Raw genomic sequence first — 18,028 nt, forward strand, 5'->3', positions numbered from 1 at the left:
ACATTACCCATACACTATATGACCCAAGACCAGATAAAGGACTTGAGGGGCCGCGTCGAGGCTCTGAGGAGGTATCTTTGACTACGACAATCGTAAAGAGCAGGTAATCAAGGCAGAAGCCGAAACAATGTCCGCCGATTTCTGGGACGATTCCAAGGCCGCCGAAACCAAGCTGCGCGAAATCAAAGGCCTCAAAACCTGGACCGACGACTACGAGGCCGTGCAGCAGGCCATGACCGATGCCGAAGTGCTCTACGACTTCTACAAGGAAGGCGAGGCCACGGAGGCTGAAGTGCAGGCTGAGTACGACGCCACGCAAAAGAAGGTGGAGGCGCTGGAGTTTAAGCGCATGCTTTCTGATGAGGAAGACCAGCTGCCGGCTATCATCGACATAAACCCCGGCGCCGGCGGCACCGAAAGCCAGGACTGGGCCGAGATGCTCATGCGCATGTATATCATGTGGGGCGAAAGCAAAGGCTTCACGGTGAAGCAATTGAGCTACCAGCCCGGCGAAGGCGCGGGCATCAAGTCGGCCTCGCTCGAAATCGACGGACCGTTTGCCTATGGCTATCTCAAGAGCGAAATCGGGGTGCACCGGCTGGTACGCATGTCGCCCTTCGATAGCAGCGGGCGGCGGCATACATCATTTGCCTCCGTTTTCGCCTATCCGGTGGTCGATGATACAATCAACATCGAGATAAACCCGGCCGACATCTCCTGGGATACCTTCCGGGCCGGCGGTGCGGGCGGCCAGAACGTGAACAAGGTCGAAACTGCTGTGCGCCTCTCCCACGCGCCCAGCGGCATTATCATCGCCGTGCAGATTGAGCGCTCCCAGCTAATGAATAAAGAACATGCGCTACGCATGCTCAAGTCGCGCCTCTACCAGCAGGAGATGGACAAGCGCAACCTGGAGCGCGATAAAGTGGAAGCCACCAAAAAGCGCATCGACTTCGGCTCCCAGATTCGCAACTACGTGCTACATCCCTATAAGCTCATTAAAGACCTGCGCACCGGCATCGAGCGCACCGACGTGCAGAATGTGCTGGATGGCGATTTGGATGAATATATTAAAGGATTTCTGATGCAGAGTTAGTCGAACTAATTACTTCATAATAAATTCATTAAAAAATCCTCACCCTATCGGTGAGGATTTTTTTTTGCTTGAGCAGAGGTCGGGTTTTGCTGGGATTACTGAGAAAATAGTAGGCATGCATCTCAACCTGTAATTTTTTGCCTAGCCAGAGCCAATATTCTGTACGTTTTATAATCGGCTGTAAGTACTTGGTTTACTTGCCGAAATGCTTGGTATTGATAAATTAACAACTCCGTAATGATTAGGATGTCCGGTTCGAGCTACCCTCCCGGCTATTGTTTTTTGCTTATACTTGCCTCATCCGTTTCACAAAATCAAACTTTGAGACACTCACTAACACTTTTCCACCATGAGTAAACACTTATTCTGGGTCATTCTGCTCCTTGCTGGTTTTTGTCAGCAAGCCTGGGCACAGGACCGAAACATTTCGGGTAAGGTAACCGACCGTTCTACGGGCCAAGGCTTGCCAGGGGTTACCATCATCGTGAAGGGCATGCCTACCATTGGCACTTCGACCAATGCTGATGGGGCGTATTCCTTAAGTGTGCCTTCGACGGCCACTACGCTGGTGTACAGCTTTGTGGGTTACGCTACCCAGGAAGCCACTATCACGGGCGTAAATACTGTTTCGATAGCGCTTGCTACGGACACCAAACAACTCAATGAAGTTGTAGTAACGGCCCTCGGCGTGGAGAAGAACCGCAACCAGCTGGCTTTTGCTGCCACCCAGATTGAAGGCGGCGAAGTGACGCAAGGCCGCAACCCGGACGCCGTACGGGGACTGGAGGGCAAAGTAGCCGGTTTGGACATTGTGCAAAGCAACGCCCTGGGCGGCTCCAGCAACGTTGTCATTCGTGGTATTAAGTCGCTGGGCGGTAATAACTCGGCGTTGTTTGTGGTTGACGGGGTGCCGATTAGCAACAGCAACACAAGCACCGGCGGCGGCTCGGCTACTGGCTACGACTACGGTAACGCGGCCTCGGACGTGAACCCCGACGATATTGCTACCGTGACCGTGCTTAAAGGTTCGGCTGCTACGGCCCTTTACGGCTCGCGTGGGGCGCAAGGCGTTATCCTGATTACGACTAAGCGGGGCCGTAAGACGGGGCTGGGGGTAACGGTTAACACGACCACAACGGTTGGTCGGGCTGACCTAAGCACCTTTATACATTATCAAAAGCAGTATGGCGCCGGCTACGGTCGCTATTACTCGAATTCCAGCACTGACCCGAATCTAAATCACCGCTTCGATGTGGCCGGCAGCGACTTGGTTGTACCTACCTACGAAGATGCCTCCTACGGGGCCGCCTTCAACCCGAACCTGATGGTGCGGCAGTGGGATTCCTATGTGCCGGGCATGGCCAATTTTGGTAAAGCCACGCCGTGGGTTGCAGCGGCTAACGACCCGACTACTTTCTTCCAGACCGCCGTTTCGACCCTGAACAGCGTATTTGTGGACGGGGGTGACGACCGCGGTACGTTCAAGATTGGCTTCACCGACAACAATGACAAAGGCTACCTGGCGAATAGCGATGTTCGTAAGGACCAGCTCAATTTCGCCGGTACGCTCAACGTGTCGTCTAAGTTGACAGTCAGCACCAACCTTAACTTCTCGCGCACGGCTGGCCTCGGCCGCTATGGCACGGGCTACGGCTCCGAAAACCTGATGACCAACTTCCGCCAGTGGTGGGAGATGAACGTGGACATGAAGCAGCTGAAGCAGGCGTATGACATGGGGCAGGTCCCTAACAGCCCAGCCAGCGGCATCAATAACGGCAACGTAACATGGAACTTCGCCAATCCTTCGGGCGGCGACCTGTCGGCTATCTACTGGAACAACCCTTACTGGGTGCGCTACCAGAACTACGAGCAAGACACGCGCTACCGCACCTTCGGCAACGTAGTGGCTACTTATAAATTCGCCAACTGGTTTAATGTGCTGGGCCGCGTAACGGGTGACAGCTACGACCAGCTACAGGAAGAGCGCTCGGCCGTAGGTAGCACGCAGGCTTCTTACGTGCCTTACTATAGCCGTTTCAACGCTACCCGTCGCGAATTCAACTACGACCTGATTGGTAATTTTAAATTTGACCTGTCGCCGACCTTCTCGCTTAACGGTCTAATTGGCGCCAATATGCTGCGTATCAGTTCGACAAGTATTCAGGGCACCACTAACGGGGGGTTGATTATTCCTGGACTTTATTCGCTCAACAACAGCGCCACCCCTATCCCGGCCATTCCTGAATCGCAAACCAACTACGGAGTAGATGGTATTTATGCCAACGCCACGCTGGGCTTCAAGAATCAAGTATTCCTGGATCTGACGGTGCGCCGCGACGTGGCTTCGACGCTGCCTGCCGGCAATAATATTTACTATTATCCCTCGGTAGCGCTGGGCTATGTGTTCTCGGAAGCGCTCAAAGACAAAACCCCGTGGCTGTCCTACGGTAAGGCCCGTATCAACTACGCGGAGGTGGGTAACTTCGCCCCCCGCTGGATGTAAACTCTACCTACACGTCGCAGCCGGTGTTTGGTACCAGCCCGGTGTATCGTTTGCCTAACACGCGTAACAACGCTGAGCTGCGGCCAGAGCGCACCCGCAGCTACGAAGCTGGTCTGGAATTGGCTTTCCTGCAGAATCGCTTGGGCTTCGACGCCACGGTGTATCAGCAAAGCTCGTTCGACCAGATTCTGCCCGTGAACGTACCCGCCACTACTGGCTACCTGTATCAGATAGTGAACGCCGGCGAGATTCGTAACCGTGGGGTGGAGGTAGGCGCCTTCGTTACGCCGGTGCAAACCGAAGGCTTTAAGTGGACGGTGAACGCCAACTTTACTCACAACCAGAACATACTGCTCTCACTGCCCACCGGCTTCGATAACCTCCAGCTCGCTACTTACCAGCAAGGGGTGTCGCTAAACGCGACCGTAGGGCAGCCCGTAGGGCAGCTGCGCGGTACCGACTATATCTATACGAACGGGCAGCGCACGGTAGGCGCTAACGGGCAGTACCTGCAAACGACGACAGCTAATGCCAACATCGGCAATATTAACCCGCGCTGGCGGGCGGGCATCACCAACTCGTTCACCTATAAGGCGGTGACGCTGCGCTTTCTGATTGACATGCGTACCGGTGGACAGATATACTCGCTTGACCGCGCCTATGGCCTGGCCACCGGCCTGGCCGCCGAAACTGCCGGTAACAACGACCTGGGCAACCCCTCGCGCAATACCCTGGCTACCGGCGGCGGCATTATCCAGCCCGGCGTAATGGCTGATGGTACGCCTAATACAGTTCGCGTTAACAACGCCGACTACGGTTTGTATGGCTACGTGCACAACCCGAACGCTGGGTTTGTATATGATGCGAGCTTCGTGAAACTTCGGGAGGTGGCACTGACGTTTGCCTTGCCGAGCGCCCTGCTCAGTAAAATTGCCGTGAAAGGTGTTGATTTCTCTATCGTGGGCCGGAACCTGTGGATTATCCACAAGAATCTGCCCGACGCCGACCCCGAAGACCTGGCTACCGGTGGTGGCGGACTGACGACCGGAGGCAGCAATGGTCTTGCTGGCCAAGGTTTCCAGTCGGGAGCTTACCCGGCTATGCGCACGATAGGAGCCAACATTCGTCTCAGCTTTTAATCTTCCTTGCTATCTATCATGAAGAAATCTTTAATTCTAGCCATCCCGGCATTGTTATTGGCCTCGTCCTGCGCCGATACACTGTCTAACGTTGACTTGAAAAATCCAGGTCAAGGCGCGGTGCCGGGGGTGTACTTCGTAACCTCGGCCGAGCGCAGCTTGGCTCGCTCCCTGAGCAGCACCAATCAAAACGGCTACATTTCCCGGCTGCTGGTGCAGTACTGGACGGAGACAACCTACAACGACGAGGCTACTTATAACCTGGCCAACCGTACCATTCCGGATAACGTCTGGACTGCCTACTATCAAGGCGCGCTTGGTAACCTTAATGAGGCGAAGCGACTGATTTCAGGAAATCCTCTTATTGATGCTGGTACCAAAGCCAATCAGTTGGCTTGTGTGGATGTACTGGCTGTTCACGCCTGGCACAACTTGGTGGATACGTTTGGAAACGTGCCCTATACGCAGGCGTTGGATATAAACAATAAAACGCCGGTGTATGATGACGCCGCTACTATCTATACCGACTTGCTCAAGCGTCTCGATGCCGATATCGCCGCGCTTAAAGCGAATACTAGCGCTGGCAGCCTGGGTTCAGCCGACCTTATTTACAATGGGGACATTCCGAGCTGGATTAAGTATGCCAATTCGCTCAAGTTGCGCTTAGCCATGACGACCTACGATGTAGACCCGGCTCGGGCTACTACCTTGGTTCAGCAGGCTGCTCCGAATGTGTTTCAATCGAATAGTGACGCTGCCCAACTGGCTTTTCAGACCACTAACCCCAATACAAACCCGCTTTATGAGGATTTGGTGCAGAGTGGTCGCTACGACTATGTAGGTACGAATGTTTTCATTCAAAACCAGTTATTGCCTACTAAAGACCCGCGGCTGCCGATTTACTTCCAGCCAGTAGGTAGGACTGATACTGTTACTTATTACGCAGGAGCACCTTACGGGCCTGCCACTAACTACAGCTTGTGGTCGAATCCTGGCGTGGTTTTGCGTAAGCCTACCTTTCCCGCAATGTTCCTGTCCTATTATGAAGTGCAGTTTTTGCTGGCTGAGGCTGCCGCCCGTGGCATCAGTGTCGGCGGCTCTGCCTCTGATTTGTACAACAACGCTGTTACGGCTTCCATCACTTATTGGGAAAACATAGCTGGTGTGGGCAACCCGAGCGTAGATGCTCCGGCTTATTTAGCTCAGCCCAGCGTGACCTATAGCTCTGCAACGGGTAATTTTAAACAAAAAATTGGAATTCAAAAGTGGATTGCTCTCTACAACCAGCCTACCCAGGCCTGGACGGAGTGGCGTCGCCTCGATTATCCTAAGCTGCAAGCGCCAGCTGTGACCTATCAGAGCTCGGGCATTCCGCTGCGCTATTTCTACCCGAATAGCGAGCAGAACCTGAACAACGCTAACCGTCAGGCGGCCGCAACGGCAATTGGGGGCGACGTAGTTTCTACCAAGATTTTCTGGGATAAGTACTAGCTTTCTGCTAGCCCAGCACAAACCCCTGCTTCTGAGCTCAGAAGCAGGGGTTTTTTTTGACCAATCCAGAGGAAGCCAGCTGAACGGTTTGCAATTATCCAACTTGAAAAACACGGGTGGGGCAGTCTGGCCGGCATTGGGCAGTGAGCTAACGTAGTTAACTCAGGAGGTTTGTTTCAGGTTGGTGCGGCGAGTAAGCAAAGGCGGAGCGACGGCGGATACCCTATCTGCAAGCTCAGTTCGCCTTCTAATAGCCATATGACGAGCAGAGCATTAATAGCACTAACTACGCTGCTGCTATTGGAGGAGATAAAGAAGCTATTTAGGAAGTTGGGGCTGAAGCGGACTGCCGGCGATACCGCCCAGCTCCACTTCCTAAACCGCTTCTAAGTGACCACAAGGATTTTCTGGGATAAGCTTCAAATACAGCTCCTAAACAAAAAAGGCGCTGCTCAACCAAGCAGCGCCTTTTTGTTTAGGAGCTGTATTTAATCAATATAAATAATTTATCAAATAATATAAGATATATTATACAAGATTGTTGCTTCAAGCCCGCCACTTACCCAGGCTAAATGCTTTTTTATGAAAAAAAAATGAACTGCACAGCATTGAGGCATGCAAAGGTTTTTTTTGATGCCCTGAAATTATATTTATGAAAGTCAATGACTTGTGTTTGCGTGTGGCAGTTATTATTTAACTTTATGGCAGGGGCATAGAAAATATCTTACGTACTTTGACGCTGCCTGATTAACTTGCCACACCAATTTTTCCGTGCCGTACAGCACAAAGCCTTTTTTATCTTTTTCACCTTCTTTATTTTCAATGAAAAAAACCTTACTCATGAGCTTGCTGCTCATGCTTACCCTCTTCCATACGGTGCTGGCTCAGACGCGAACGGTATCGGGACGGGTAACTGACCGACAGACCGGTGAAGGCTTACCGGGAGTAACAGTACTGCTGAAAGGAACTACCAACGGCACCTCTACCAATTCGGAGGGCTCCTTTAGCCTTACGGTACCGGAAACGAATGGCACGCTGGTATTCAGCTCTATCGGCTACGTGCCGCAGGAGAGCATTATCGGCAAAGAAACCCAATTCAACATTGCTCTGGGTGCCGATGTAAAGCAGCTGAACGAAGTAGTAGTAACGGCTTTGGGTATTGAGAAAGATACCCGCTCGCTGGGCTATGCAACGCAGCAGATTAATGCCGACCAGCTGTCGCAGAAATCAGAGCCTAACGTGTTGAGCGCCCTGCAGGGCAAGGTGTCGGGCGTAACTATCCAGACGGCAAGCGGCCTGCCGGGTGCTTCTACCAACATCAACATCCGCGGCGTAACCTCGTTTTCGGGTACCAACCAGCCGCTGTTCGTAGTGGATGGTATTCCGATTAGTAACACAGTTGACCTCGGCGCAGCCGGTGGCTACGGCTCGCTGGGCGCAGCCCAGACCTCCAACCGGGCACTGGACATTGACCCGGAGAACGTGGCCAGCGTCAGCATTCTGAAAGGCCCGGCGGCGGCGGCTCTCTACGGCTCGCGGGCAGCTTCCGGGGCTATCATCATTACAACCAAGGGTGGGCATGGCGCATCCAACAAGAAAACGGAAGTAACGGTGACTTCGGGCTATACCCTGCAAAACGTATATGGCCTGGCGAAGCTGCAGAACAACTATGGCCAGGGTACTGGTGGACGTAACATCATGACTTCACCCGGCGACCCGAACTTTGGCTCCTCTGCCTCGTTCGGCCCGGCTTACGGTACTACGCCTACGCTGTTCAACGGCCTGCTCGCCGGCTCGGCTTCGGGCCTGGCCCTGGATGCTAACGGCAATCCTATTCCGATTAACTATCAACCCTACAACAACATCCAGGACTTCTATCGCCAAGGTCACGTATTCACCAATGGCGTAAACATCCAGGGTGGTACTGCTGAGCAGAACGTATCGCTCAACGTAGTAAATACGACCCAGGCCGGTATCACGCCGAACTCTTCGCTCAACCGGACGAGCGTACAGCTGGGCGGCAACACTACGCTGGCCAACAAGCTGCGTGCTGGTGGTTCGGTCAACTTCATTCAGACTACCCAGAACGGCCCGCAGCAGGGTAATGGTGGCTCGGCTTTCGCCAGCCTTTCCAGCTTGCCGCGCAGCTACAACCTGCAAGGTCTTCCTTATGTAAACGCCAACGGCTACAACTTGTTCCTGGGCTCCAACTACACGGGTGCTTCGCCCGTCTACGGTACGGAAAACCCTTACTTCAGCGTTTATTCCAACTCGTTTAATTCTAACCTGACGCGCTTCATCAACACGGCCAACCTGAGCTACGATGTTGCTCCCTGGATGAGTATCCAGTATCGCGCAGGTTATGACGTGTACACCGACCGGCGTAAGACGGTGTTTGCTATTGGTGCAACGCGGGTACCATCCGGTGAGGTGCAGGATGCCTCGTTCTTCCGTAGCGAACTCAATGGTGACCTGCTCATCAACCTCAAGAAGGATAACATCTTCACCGAGGGCTTCAATGCAAACCTGCTGTTGGGCCAGAACATCAACCAGCGTCGTAGCCAGACTATCGTGTCGCAGGCCGATAACCTGGTATTTGGGGGCTTCCCCAACTCCAGCGTAGCCACGGTATTCTCGAACGGTACGGGTGAGAGCTCGTCGCTGCGTCGTCTGCTGGGTTACTATGGTCAGCTGTCGTTGTCTTACAACAACTACCTGTTTCTGGAGCTGACCGGCCGCGCCGACCAGTCGTCGACGCTGCCGATTGCAAATAACACCTTCTTCTACCCTTCGGCTACCCTGGGCTTTGTGTTCACGGATGCGCTTAAGATTCAATCGAAGTTCTTCACCTACGGTAAGGTTCGCGCCAACTACGCCAAAGTGGGTAAGGATGCTCCGGTGTATGACCTGAACACGCCTTACGTAGTAGGGGCATATGGCAACAACGTTGCTAACGTAAACTTCCCTTTCACGACCAGCCCGAACAACTCCAGTGCTTCGAGAACCTACGCTGGCTACAGCCTCAGCACCGTAGCCGGTGGTGGCCAGACGCTCCAGCCCGAGTTCACCCGCTCGTATGAGTTTGGTACCAACCTGGGTTTCTGGAACAACCGCGTAACCTTCGACCTGACGTACTTCAAAACCATCAGCGAAAACCAGATTTTCCAGGTAACTACTGCTGGCTCGACTGGTCTGGCTGCCCGTGTTACGAACGTGGGCCGCATGGACAACCAGGGCTACGAAGCCCTGGTAAACATCAACCCGGTACGTGCGGGAGGTTTCCGCTGGGATATCACGGGTAACTTCACCCGCATTCGCAACAAGGTAGTTTCTATTGCGCCCGGTGTTACCCAGTCCGGCATCAATACCGACTACTTCACGGGTATTCAGCCTTCTATCGTAGTAGGCCAGCCTTACGGCATCATTCTGGGCTCGGCCGTTACTCCCCGCGTAACGGATGTAAACAGCCAGTACTACGGCCAGTACCTCATCAACCCGGCTACCGGCGCATTTGCTTCGAGCACCGGCCTCTCGCCCATCTGCGACCCCAACCAAGCCTGGACGGCTGGTATCACGAACAGCTTCTCTTACAAAGGCCTTGGCCTGTCGTTCCTGATTGATACCAACCAGGGTGGTGGCATTTTCTCTTATACCAACTACGTAGAGAAAATCCGGGGTATGCTCTACGAAACGGCAGTTAACGACCGCAACCTGCCCCGTCAGCTGCCGGGTGTGATTGCAGTGAAGAATGCAGATGGCACTACGGGCTACGTACCCAACAACATTCAAATCGATGCGCAGACGTACTGGGCTTCGTTGTCGAACGGCTCGGGTAGCGAGAATAACGTGTACGATGCCACGGTTTACCGTCTGCGCGAAGTAACGCTGAGCTATTCGCTGCCGAAGTCGCTGCTCGAAAGCACTCCTTTCGGCAATGCCAGCCTCTCGCTCACGGGTCGTAACCTTTTCTACTACGCCCCGAACTGCAACTTCGACCCAGATGTTAGCACTCAGGGTGCTGGCAACGGTGGCAGTGCCAGCGGCAGCACAGTACGCGGCCTCGAGCTGCAAGGTGCGCCCAATACGCGCAACTATGGCGTAAACCTGCGCCTTACCTTCTAATCTGCTTTGCTTTTTATTTCATGAAAAAACATAATTATAAACTCTTAACGCTGGCCGCTGCTTTGGTGGTGGCCAGCACGGGGTGCAAGGTTAACTCGTTTCTGGATGTAAACCAGAACCCGAATAGCTTTGAAACGGCTCCTCCCGGTGTAATCCTTACTAACCTGGAAGTAGTAAACGCTTTCAACACCGGCAACGACGTAGACCGGACCAGCTCCGTACTGATACAGCACTATGCAGGTGTCGGCAACCAGATTGCGAACGTTGATAACTATCAGCTGCAGCAGTCGGGCTTTGCGGATGCCGCCTGGAACCTGTACTATCAGGGCACGATATACAATGCCAATGGGTTGATTACGGTTGCTACCAACACTTCCAGCCCCGCTTACTCCGGTATTGCCAAGCTGCACAAGGCGTACGCTTTTGCTGTCCTCACCGACCTATGGGGCGATGTGCCGTATTCGCAGGCAGGCCTGGCACTTAACAACCTCTCGCCACGCTTCGATGCCCAGCAGGACATCTACCAGGGTAACGCTACACTAGGCATCCAGAGCCTGTTTGACCTGGTGCGCGAAGGCCTGGCCGACCTGGCCAAAACCTCGGCTGTAACGCCTTCGGCGGTCGATGACCCGGTTTATTCGGGTGACCTGGCTAAGTGGAACCGTATGGGAAACACCCTGCTACTCAAGCTGGCTAATACTATCAGCCGCAAAAACCCTACACTGGCCAATGCAGTTATCGCCGAAGTGCTGGCGAAGGGTACCAATGCTTACATCACGTCGAACACCGACGACTTCCAGGTTCCTTTTGGCAGTGCAGTTGGTAACCAGAACCCGATTTACTACTTTAACTACGTAAACCGGCCGGCTGACCAGTTCCTGAGCCAGCGCCTGCTTGATAGCATGAACGTGAAGAGCGACCCACGCCTGCCGTTCTTCTTCACGAATACGCCGACGCAGACTGCTACGGTAAATACTTCGGGCACGAACACCAAGATACCGGTTAACCCCCTTGTGCCCCCGGCTACCGCCGGTGCTACCTTCTATACCTTCACCGGCTATCAGAATAACAGCGGTGCCGGGACTCCTGTACAGGCCAACCGCTCAACGGCTGGCGTGTACCAGATTGCAACGAAGGGAGAAGCGCCCATCCGGATGATAACCAACTTCCAGCGGGCGTTTATTCTGGCTGAGTACTACCTGAGTCAGAACGACGTAGTTAACGCCCAGCGGTACTACACCGAAGGCATTACTGCCTCGATGACCAAAGTAGGCTTAACGGCTGCTCAGGTAACTGCTTATCTGGCAGCTAACCCCACCATTGCTACCTTACAGGGAGGTAATGCCCGAATGCTCGACCAGATTATCACGCAAAAGTGGATTGCCTGGGTAGGTAATGGGTACGAAGCCTATAACGACTATCGTCGTACCGGCTACCCGCGCCTGGCAGTGGTTCAGCCCAATGCCAGCCCGGACGACCAGAATACGATTCCTTCGCGTTTCCCGTATCCTACCTCCGAGCTCAGCAACAACGCGGCCAACGCTCCGGCTTTCGTAAAAACCAACGTGCATGTATGGTGGGATGTGCGCTAAGCGCACATCTTCCTACCCACTCCTTCTTTCTTAGCTCTTGATATGAAGAATAATTTAATTAAAGTAGTCACGTTGTTGCTTCTGGCTGCAAGCTCATTTTCTTGCAAAAAGAAGTACGACAGCATGAACATCAACCCCCTGGGCGACCTGGTGGCGACCATTCCGGTAACGGTGACCAACTACGATTACTTCGAGCGTTTCCCTATCGTGAATGCCTCCATTAGTAATGGTGGGGCCTTCCATTTCGATTTCCAGATTCCGGCCGGTGGGCCTACCATCAAGGAAATCACGAAGGTGACGACCACTGCCGTTGCGGCCGGCAGCTCGCTGACCCAGCTCAATAACATTACCATGTCGGGGGCAGGTGCTGCGTTCGCTTATAATGCTACGGGTACTGGTGCTAACCGGGTTGTGACCCCCATTGCTGGTAATAACACCAACACGATTACGTTCAGCTCTACCCTGGCACAGTATCTGGCCTTCCGGCAGGCCAACGGGGCTTCCGCTGGTCCGGCTACCACTACCACTACTCCGGTTAGCCTGCCTGCGCCTACTACCACTGCTTCGCAAACGCCAACGGAGATTCAGTTCTACTTTCTGATGACTTTGTCGGACGGTACGACTATCATTCCGCAGCCGGCGCGGGTACGCGTGCAGCCCTAGTCGGTAGCAGCTTTCCCTTAGCAGCTAGCTGCTAAATGCAAAAAAAAGGCCCCCACCTATATGCAGGTGGGGGCCTTTTTTGGTGGAGATAATATATATAAAATAATATATTTATTACGCACGCATAACTCTTTATAAAATATACTGATTTATATCGCTGTTTTTAACCATGCTACGCAGGCGCTCCTCCACCAGTTGCGGCGTAATGGTGAGCTGCGTACCGGCGGGCAGCTTGTCGGGCACATCGAAGAGCAGCTCGTTGAGCAGGCGGCTCATAACAGTGTGTAGCCGGCGGGCACCGATATTCTCTACTTCGCTGTTGACTTCGAAGGCAATTTCAGCCAGCTTGAGTAAGGCCTCGTCCTCGAAGTCGAGCTGCACGTCTTCGGCGGCCAGCAGGGCCTGGTACTGCTTGGTAAGCGCGTTTTTAGGGTCTTTGAGAATGCGGTAGAAGTCGTCCCTGGTCAGGCTTTGGAGCTCGACGCGGATGGGAAAGCGGCCCTGCAACTCGGGGATAAGGTCGCTGGGCTTGGAAACGTGGAAGGCCCCGGCCGCGATAAACAGGATGTGGTCGGTATTTACGATGCCGTATTTGGTGTTCACGGCCGAGCCTTCGACGATGGGCAGCAGGTCGCGCTGCACGCCCTGGCGGCTCACGTCGGGGCCACCGCTTTTACCGCTGCCGCTGGTGGCCACTTTGTCAATCTCATCAATGAAGATGATACCCGAATTTTCGGCCTGCCGGATAGCTTCTTCCTTTATCTCGTCCATATCGACGAGCTTGGCAGCTTCTTCTTCGAGCAGCAGCTTACGGGCCTCGGCCACCGATACCTTGCGCTTGCGCGATTTTTTGGGCAGCATAGTGCCCAGCATATCCTGCAGGCCCGATATAGTAGCCTCGTCCATCATGCCCGGCGCCCCCATAATGCCTACGTTGGGGCCACTTTGCGCCAAGCTGATTTCGATGCGGCGGTCTTCCAGCTCCCCATTGCGGATTTTCTGGCGGAAGCGCTCGCGGGTACGCTCGTTCAACTCCTGGTCCGAGTCGGGCAGGGCGCTGGCGGCACTGCTTTCGCTGCTGAAACCCAGGCCCGTGCGGCCAGCGGCCTCTTTCGTATAGCCTTTGATGGGCGGAATGAGCGCGTCCAGAATAAGGTCTTCGACTGCCTGGGCAGCCTGGGCTTTCACTTCTTCCTGGCGGCGCTGGCGCAGGCGGCTGACGGCCTGCTCGGCCAGGTCGCGCACCATGCTCTCCACGTCGCGGCCTACGTAGCCGACCTCCGTAAACTTACTGGCCTCAACTTTCACGAAGGGTGCATCGGCCAGGAAGGCCAGCCGGCGGGCAATCTCGGTTTTGCCCACGCCGGTAGCCCCAATCATCAGGATGTTGTTGGGAACAATTTCCTTTTGCATCTCGGCTGGGGCGTGCAGCCGGCGCCAGCGGTTGCGTAGCGCGATGGCCACATGGCGCTTGGCTTCGTGCTGGCCAATGATGTATTTATCGAGCTCGGCTACAATCTGGGCCGGCGTAAGAGAGGTGGTATCTAGCATTCGGTTTTGAGCGCGAGGTTTCGCAAGGGTAAAAGAGGTTTCGCAGCGTTTGGTTCGGCTTACTTTGCGAAACCTCTTTTGCCCTTGTAAAACCCCGCGTTATTTTTTCTTGGAAGAGCTATCGAAGCGCCGGCTCAGCGTAAAGTAATTGCTGCTGCCGGCCGCCTGTAGCGTAGCATACGTATAATCGAGCTGGAACTGCGAAATCTTCAACATAGCTCCGAAGCTGAAGCCGGCTCCGCCGCCCACGTTATCGAGGCGCAGCTCACGGGCTTGCAGGTGGTTGTAGCCCATGCGCAGGCTCAGGCCTTTGCCCAGCAGCAACTCGGCCCCCAGGGTGAGGTGGCGAGCCAGGTTGTCGCCGAAGTTTTTCTTGGCCCGGACGGTATCACCGTTGGCATTCGTGGTGCTGGCGTTGGGGTCGAGGTACTGGATATCCCACTGCTGCAAGTGGTGGGCCGTAAACGTGAAGCGCAGCGGCATGTGCTCGGGCTTAATAGTAGTGCCCAGCTGCACATCGAGCGGCAGCGGCTCGCGGGCCGCGGCGGTGTAGGGCTTTAGCATGTAGCCCGCGTTCTTCACCACCAGGCCCACCGTAAAGTCCTGCTCGCTGGGCTTATAGAGCACGCCGGCATCGGCGGCGAGGCCCACGGCGCGGTTGCCGGCAATGCCCGACACGGCCAGCTTGCCGGTGAGGCCAAAGGTGAACTTGCCTTTGGTATAAGAGTCGGCGGCGGCCAGGGCATACTCATTCACCGAAAACGTGCTCAGCACGTTGCCGGCCGCATCGTAGCTGTCAAAGCTACCGTAGTTGAGATAGGTCAGCCCCAGGCCGAAGCGGCCGTGCTTCTCGGTATTAAAAGCGTAGGCAGCGGTGCTCTGCTTGATATCAGTTACGTAGCTCACGTAGCTGACGGCGGCCGCGTGGTCCATATCGGCACTGAGCAGCGCCGGGTTGGCAAAAAACTGCGTGGGGTCGCTGCTACGGGTAGAGGCAGTCATGCCACCTAGGGCAGCCACCTGCGCCGAGGGTGGCAGCTCCAGAAATGGAAAGGCCGAGCGGCCACCCAGCTGGGCCTGGGCGGCAAAAGGCAGGAGCAGCAAAAAGGCGGAGAGATGCTTCATCGTTCTAAAGTAACGAGCATGGTGCAAGCTTTCGCCTGCCGGAAGCTGAAAAATGGTTTTCTCGCTGCCGGCAGGCCCACGCTTACCCCACACGCTATTGTACCTCTACGCTGGGGCCGGCAGGAGCCGGGGGCTCGTCGCGCACGGGCAGCTTTTGGGGGCGGGCCACCAGCTCGGGCAGCAGCGCCACGGCCAGCACGTCGTCGACGCGCTCGGCGTAGTGAATGTGCACCCCCTTGAGGTAGTCGGCTGTAATTTCCTCCACATCCTTGCGGTTTTTGGGCGAGAGAATAATCAGGTCGATGCCCGCCCGCCGCGCGGCCAACAGCTTTTCCTTAATGCCCCCAACCGGCAGCACCCGCCCACGCAGCGTGATTTCGCCAGTCATGGCCATTTTAGGACGCACTTTACGCTGGGTGTAAGCCGAGGCGATACTGGTAAAGATGGCAATGCCCGCGCTGGGGCCGTCTTTCGGAATGCCGCCTTCCGGGAAGTGAATATGTAGGTCGTACTGCTCAAACAGGCGGTAGTCGATACCCAGCTCATCGGCCCGCGAGCGCAGGTAGGAGAGGGCCGTAATGGCCGATTCCTTCATCACGTCGCCCAGCTGGCCCGAGAGCGTCAGCTTGCCCCGGCCCCGGCTCAGCAGGCTTTCCACAAACAGAATATCGCCGCCCACACTGGTCCAGGCCAGGCCCGTAACCACCCCGGCCGTGTCGTGGTCCTGCTCCTTGTCGCGGTCGAAGCGGGGCGAGCCCAGGATTTTGAGCACGTCGCCGGGCTCAAGCTGAGCGGGCAGGGGCTCTTTGCCGGCCTTGCGACGAGCCAGGTTGCGGGTAAGGGCCGCCAGCTGGCGCTCAAGGCTGCGCACGCCGCTTTCGCGGGTGTAGTCGTCGGCCACGCGGTGCAGGGCCGGGTCGCTGATTTTAACCTCGGTCTCGCCCAGGCCGTGCTCGCGCAGCTGCTTGGGCCAGAGGTGCTTTTTGGCAATCTGGACTTTTTCTTCCTGGGTATAGCCGGTCAGGTCGATTATCTCCATGCGGTCGCGCAGGGCCGGCTGAATGGTATCGAGCGAGTTGGCGGTAGCGATAAAGAGCACCTTGCTCAGGTCGTACTCCACCTCCAGGTAATTATCGGTAAAGGTGGAGTTTTGCTCGGGGTCGAGCACTTCGAGCAAGGCCGAGCTGGGGTCGCCGCGGAAGTCGCTGCTCACCTTGTCAATCTCGTCCAGAATAATAACCGGGTTGCTCACGCCGGCCTTCTTAATCTGCGAGATAATACGGCCCGGCATGGCCCCCACGTAGGTTTTGCGGTGCCCGCGAATCTCGGCTTCGTCGCGCACGCCGCCCAGGCTCAGGCGCACGTACTTGCGGCCCAGCGCCTGCGCAATGCTGCGGCCCAGCGAGGTTTTGCCCACGCCGGGAGGTCCGTATAAACACAATATAGGCGCTTTCAAATCCTGCTTTAGCTTGAGCACGGCCAGGTACTCGATGATGCGCTCCTTTACCTTTTCGAGGCCAAAATGGTCGGCATCGAGGATTTTGCGGGTGCTCTTGAGGTTGAACTTATCCTTGGTAGTTTCGCCCCAGGGCAAATCCAGCAAAAACTCCACGTAGTTGAGCGTGACCGGGTAGTCGGGCGACATCTGGTTGAGGCGACTCAATTTGCCCAGCTCTTTATCGAAGTGCTTGGCCACGGTTTCGGGCCATTTTTTATCCACGGCGCGGGCGCGCATGGCGGCCACGTCACCTTCGGCACTGCCTTCGCCCTGGCCCAGCTCATCTTGCAGGGTTTTGAGCTGCTTGCGCAGAAAATACTCGCGCTGCTCGGCGTCGATGCCGGTGTGCACCTTGGTGCGGATATCATTCTTGATTTCGAGCAGCTCTACCTGGCGCAGCAGCGCTTCGAGCAGCTGGCGGCCCTGGGCCTCGGGGTCGGCCAGCTCCAGCAGCTGCTGCTTGGCCGGCAGCTCCAGCTGCACGTTCGACGACAGAAAGTGAATCAGAAAAGCCGGCGACTGAATGCCTTCGAGCATGGTGCGGGCCTCCATCGGTATCTCGGGCGTAAGCTCCAGCACCTTGCTGGCTGCCTCGCGCAGGCTTTGCAGCAGCACCAGCTCGCTGTCGACCTCGGCATCGAGGGCCCGCTCGGTGAAATAAGCGGCCCGCGCCGTGAGCTGGGGCGTAAAGGTGAGCTGCTCGCCCACCTGAAACCGCACCTGTCCCTGGATAATGATGGTGACCGTATCGTCGGGCTGGTCAATAATTTTGAGGATGCGGGCCAGCGTACCCACCGGAAACAGGTCGTCGGTAGTAGGCTCGTCGGCATCGGGCTGGCGCTGGGCCACTACGCCCACCAGCTTATCGTTTTTAGCGGCCAGCTTGCGCACCAGCCGGATGCTTTTCTTACGCGTGACGGTCACGGGCAGCACCACGCCGGGGAAGAGCACTGTATTGCGCACCGGCAGAATAGCCAGCACGTCGGGCGCATCCGCGCCCGGCATCAGGTGGTCGGGGTCGGCGGCCATAATGGCAATGGCTTCGGGGGGTGAATCGGTGCCGCCGGCGGCCAGGCGGCCGGGGTGAGTCAAATCAAACGACATAGAAAAGGCTGTTAGCGAATAGCTATCAGATACTAGCTGAAGCAAATAGCCGGCTAGCAAGCAATTGGGCGGCTGCCACGGTGGCAGCCAGCTCCCAATCAGCTAAGGTAAGCCCCGGCAGGGCTGGCACTGGCGCAAGGGCCG

The 18,028-nt window shown here is 55.7% G+C and carries 10 protein-coding genes; 7 read left to right on the forward strand and 3 right to left on the reverse strand.

Features of this window, described 5'->3' with window-relative positions; translation table 11 throughout:
• Positions 1–18: 18 nt before the first annotated feature.
• The 7 genes from prfB to F6X24_RS06880 all read left to right on the forward strand — a co-directional run bounded on the left by prfB (position 19) and on the right by F6X24_RS06880 (position 12,606).
• Positions 19–1,096 (forward strand): peptide chain release factor 2 gene (prfB, locus tag F6X24_RS06855; protein ID WP_151087296.1). Its coding sequence is split into 2 segments (ribosomal slippage): positions 19–78 and positions 80–1,096, totalling 1,077 coding nucleotides; the frame shifts between segments, so codons are not numbered across the junction.
• A 349-nt stretch (positions 1,097–1,445) separates the two neighbouring features.
• The gene (locus tag F6X24_RS06860) at positions 1,446–3,599 is read left to right on the forward strand and encodes a SusC/RagA family TonB-linked outer membrane protein (RefSeq protein ID WP_229725404.1); all 2,154 of its coding nucleotides are present in this window, start codon (positions 1,446–1,448) and stop codon (positions 3,597–3,599) included.
• 50 nt (positions 3,600–3,649) lie between these two features.
• Complete coding sequence (locus F6X24_RS19110; protein ID WP_394349938.1) at positions 3,650–4,738, forward strand: TonB-dependent receptor domain-containing protein; 1,089 nt, start codon at positions 3,650–3,652, stop codon at positions 4,736–4,738.
• 18 nt (positions 4,739–4,756) lie between these two features.
• Positions 4,757–6,229, forward strand: a complete 1,473-nt coding sequence (locus F6X24_RS06865) for a SusD/RagB family nutrient-binding outer membrane lipoprotein (RefSeq protein ID WP_151087297.1) — start codon at positions 4,757–4,759, stop codon at positions 6,227–6,229.
• Positions 6,230–7,051: 822 nt separating this feature from the next.
• Positions 7,052–10,351, forward strand: coding sequence for a SusC/RagA family TonB-linked outer membrane protein (locus F6X24_RS06870; RefSeq protein WP_151087298.1), 3,300 nt, complete (start codon positions 7,052–7,054; stop codon positions 10,349–10,351).
• 20 nt (positions 10,352–10,371) lie between these two features.
• Positions 10,372–11,943, forward strand: coding sequence for a SusD/RagB family nutrient-binding outer membrane lipoprotein (locus F6X24_RS06875; protein WP_151087299.1), 1,572 nt, complete (start codon positions 10,372–10,374; stop codon positions 11,941–11,943).
• 42 nt (positions 11,944–11,985) lie between these two features.
• Complete coding sequence (locus F6X24_RS06880) at positions 11,986–12,606, forward strand: hypothetical protein (protein WP_151087300.1); 621 nt, start codon at positions 11,986–11,988, stop codon at positions 12,604–12,606.
• Between the two features lie 132 nt (positions 12,607–12,738).
• On the opposite strand, the gene hslU is transcribed toward F6X24_RS06880, so the two are convergent.
• The 3 genes from hslU to lon form a co-directional block, all read right to left on the reverse strand.
• Positions 12,739–14,157: an ATP-dependent protease ATPase subunit HslU gene (gene hslU, locus F6X24_RS06885; protein WP_151087301.1), complete on the reverse strand. Its 1,419-nt coding sequence runs from the start codon at positions 14,155–14,157 to the stop codon at positions 12,739–12,741.
• A 99-nt stretch (positions 14,158–14,256) separates the two neighbouring features.
• The gene (gene porQ / locus F6X24_RS06890; RefSeq protein WP_151087302.1) at positions 14,257–15,282 is read right to left on the reverse strand and encodes a type IX secretion system protein PorQ; all 1,026 of its coding nucleotides are present in this window, start codon (positions 15,280–15,282) and stop codon (positions 14,257–14,259) included.
• A 94-nt stretch (positions 15,283–15,376) separates the two neighbouring features.
• Complete coding sequence (gene lon, locus F6X24_RS06895) at positions 15,377–17,884, reverse strand: endopeptidase La (RefSeq protein WP_191906485.1); 2,508 nt, start codon at positions 17,882–17,884, stop codon at positions 15,377–15,379.
• Positions 17,885–18,028 lie beyond the last annotated feature (144 nt).

This window comes from Hymenobacter baengnokdamensis, assembly GCF_008728635.1.
Taxonomy (GTDB): domain Bacteria; phylum Bacteroidota; class Bacteroidia; order Cytophagales; family Hymenobacteraceae; genus Hymenobacter; species Hymenobacter baengnokdamensis.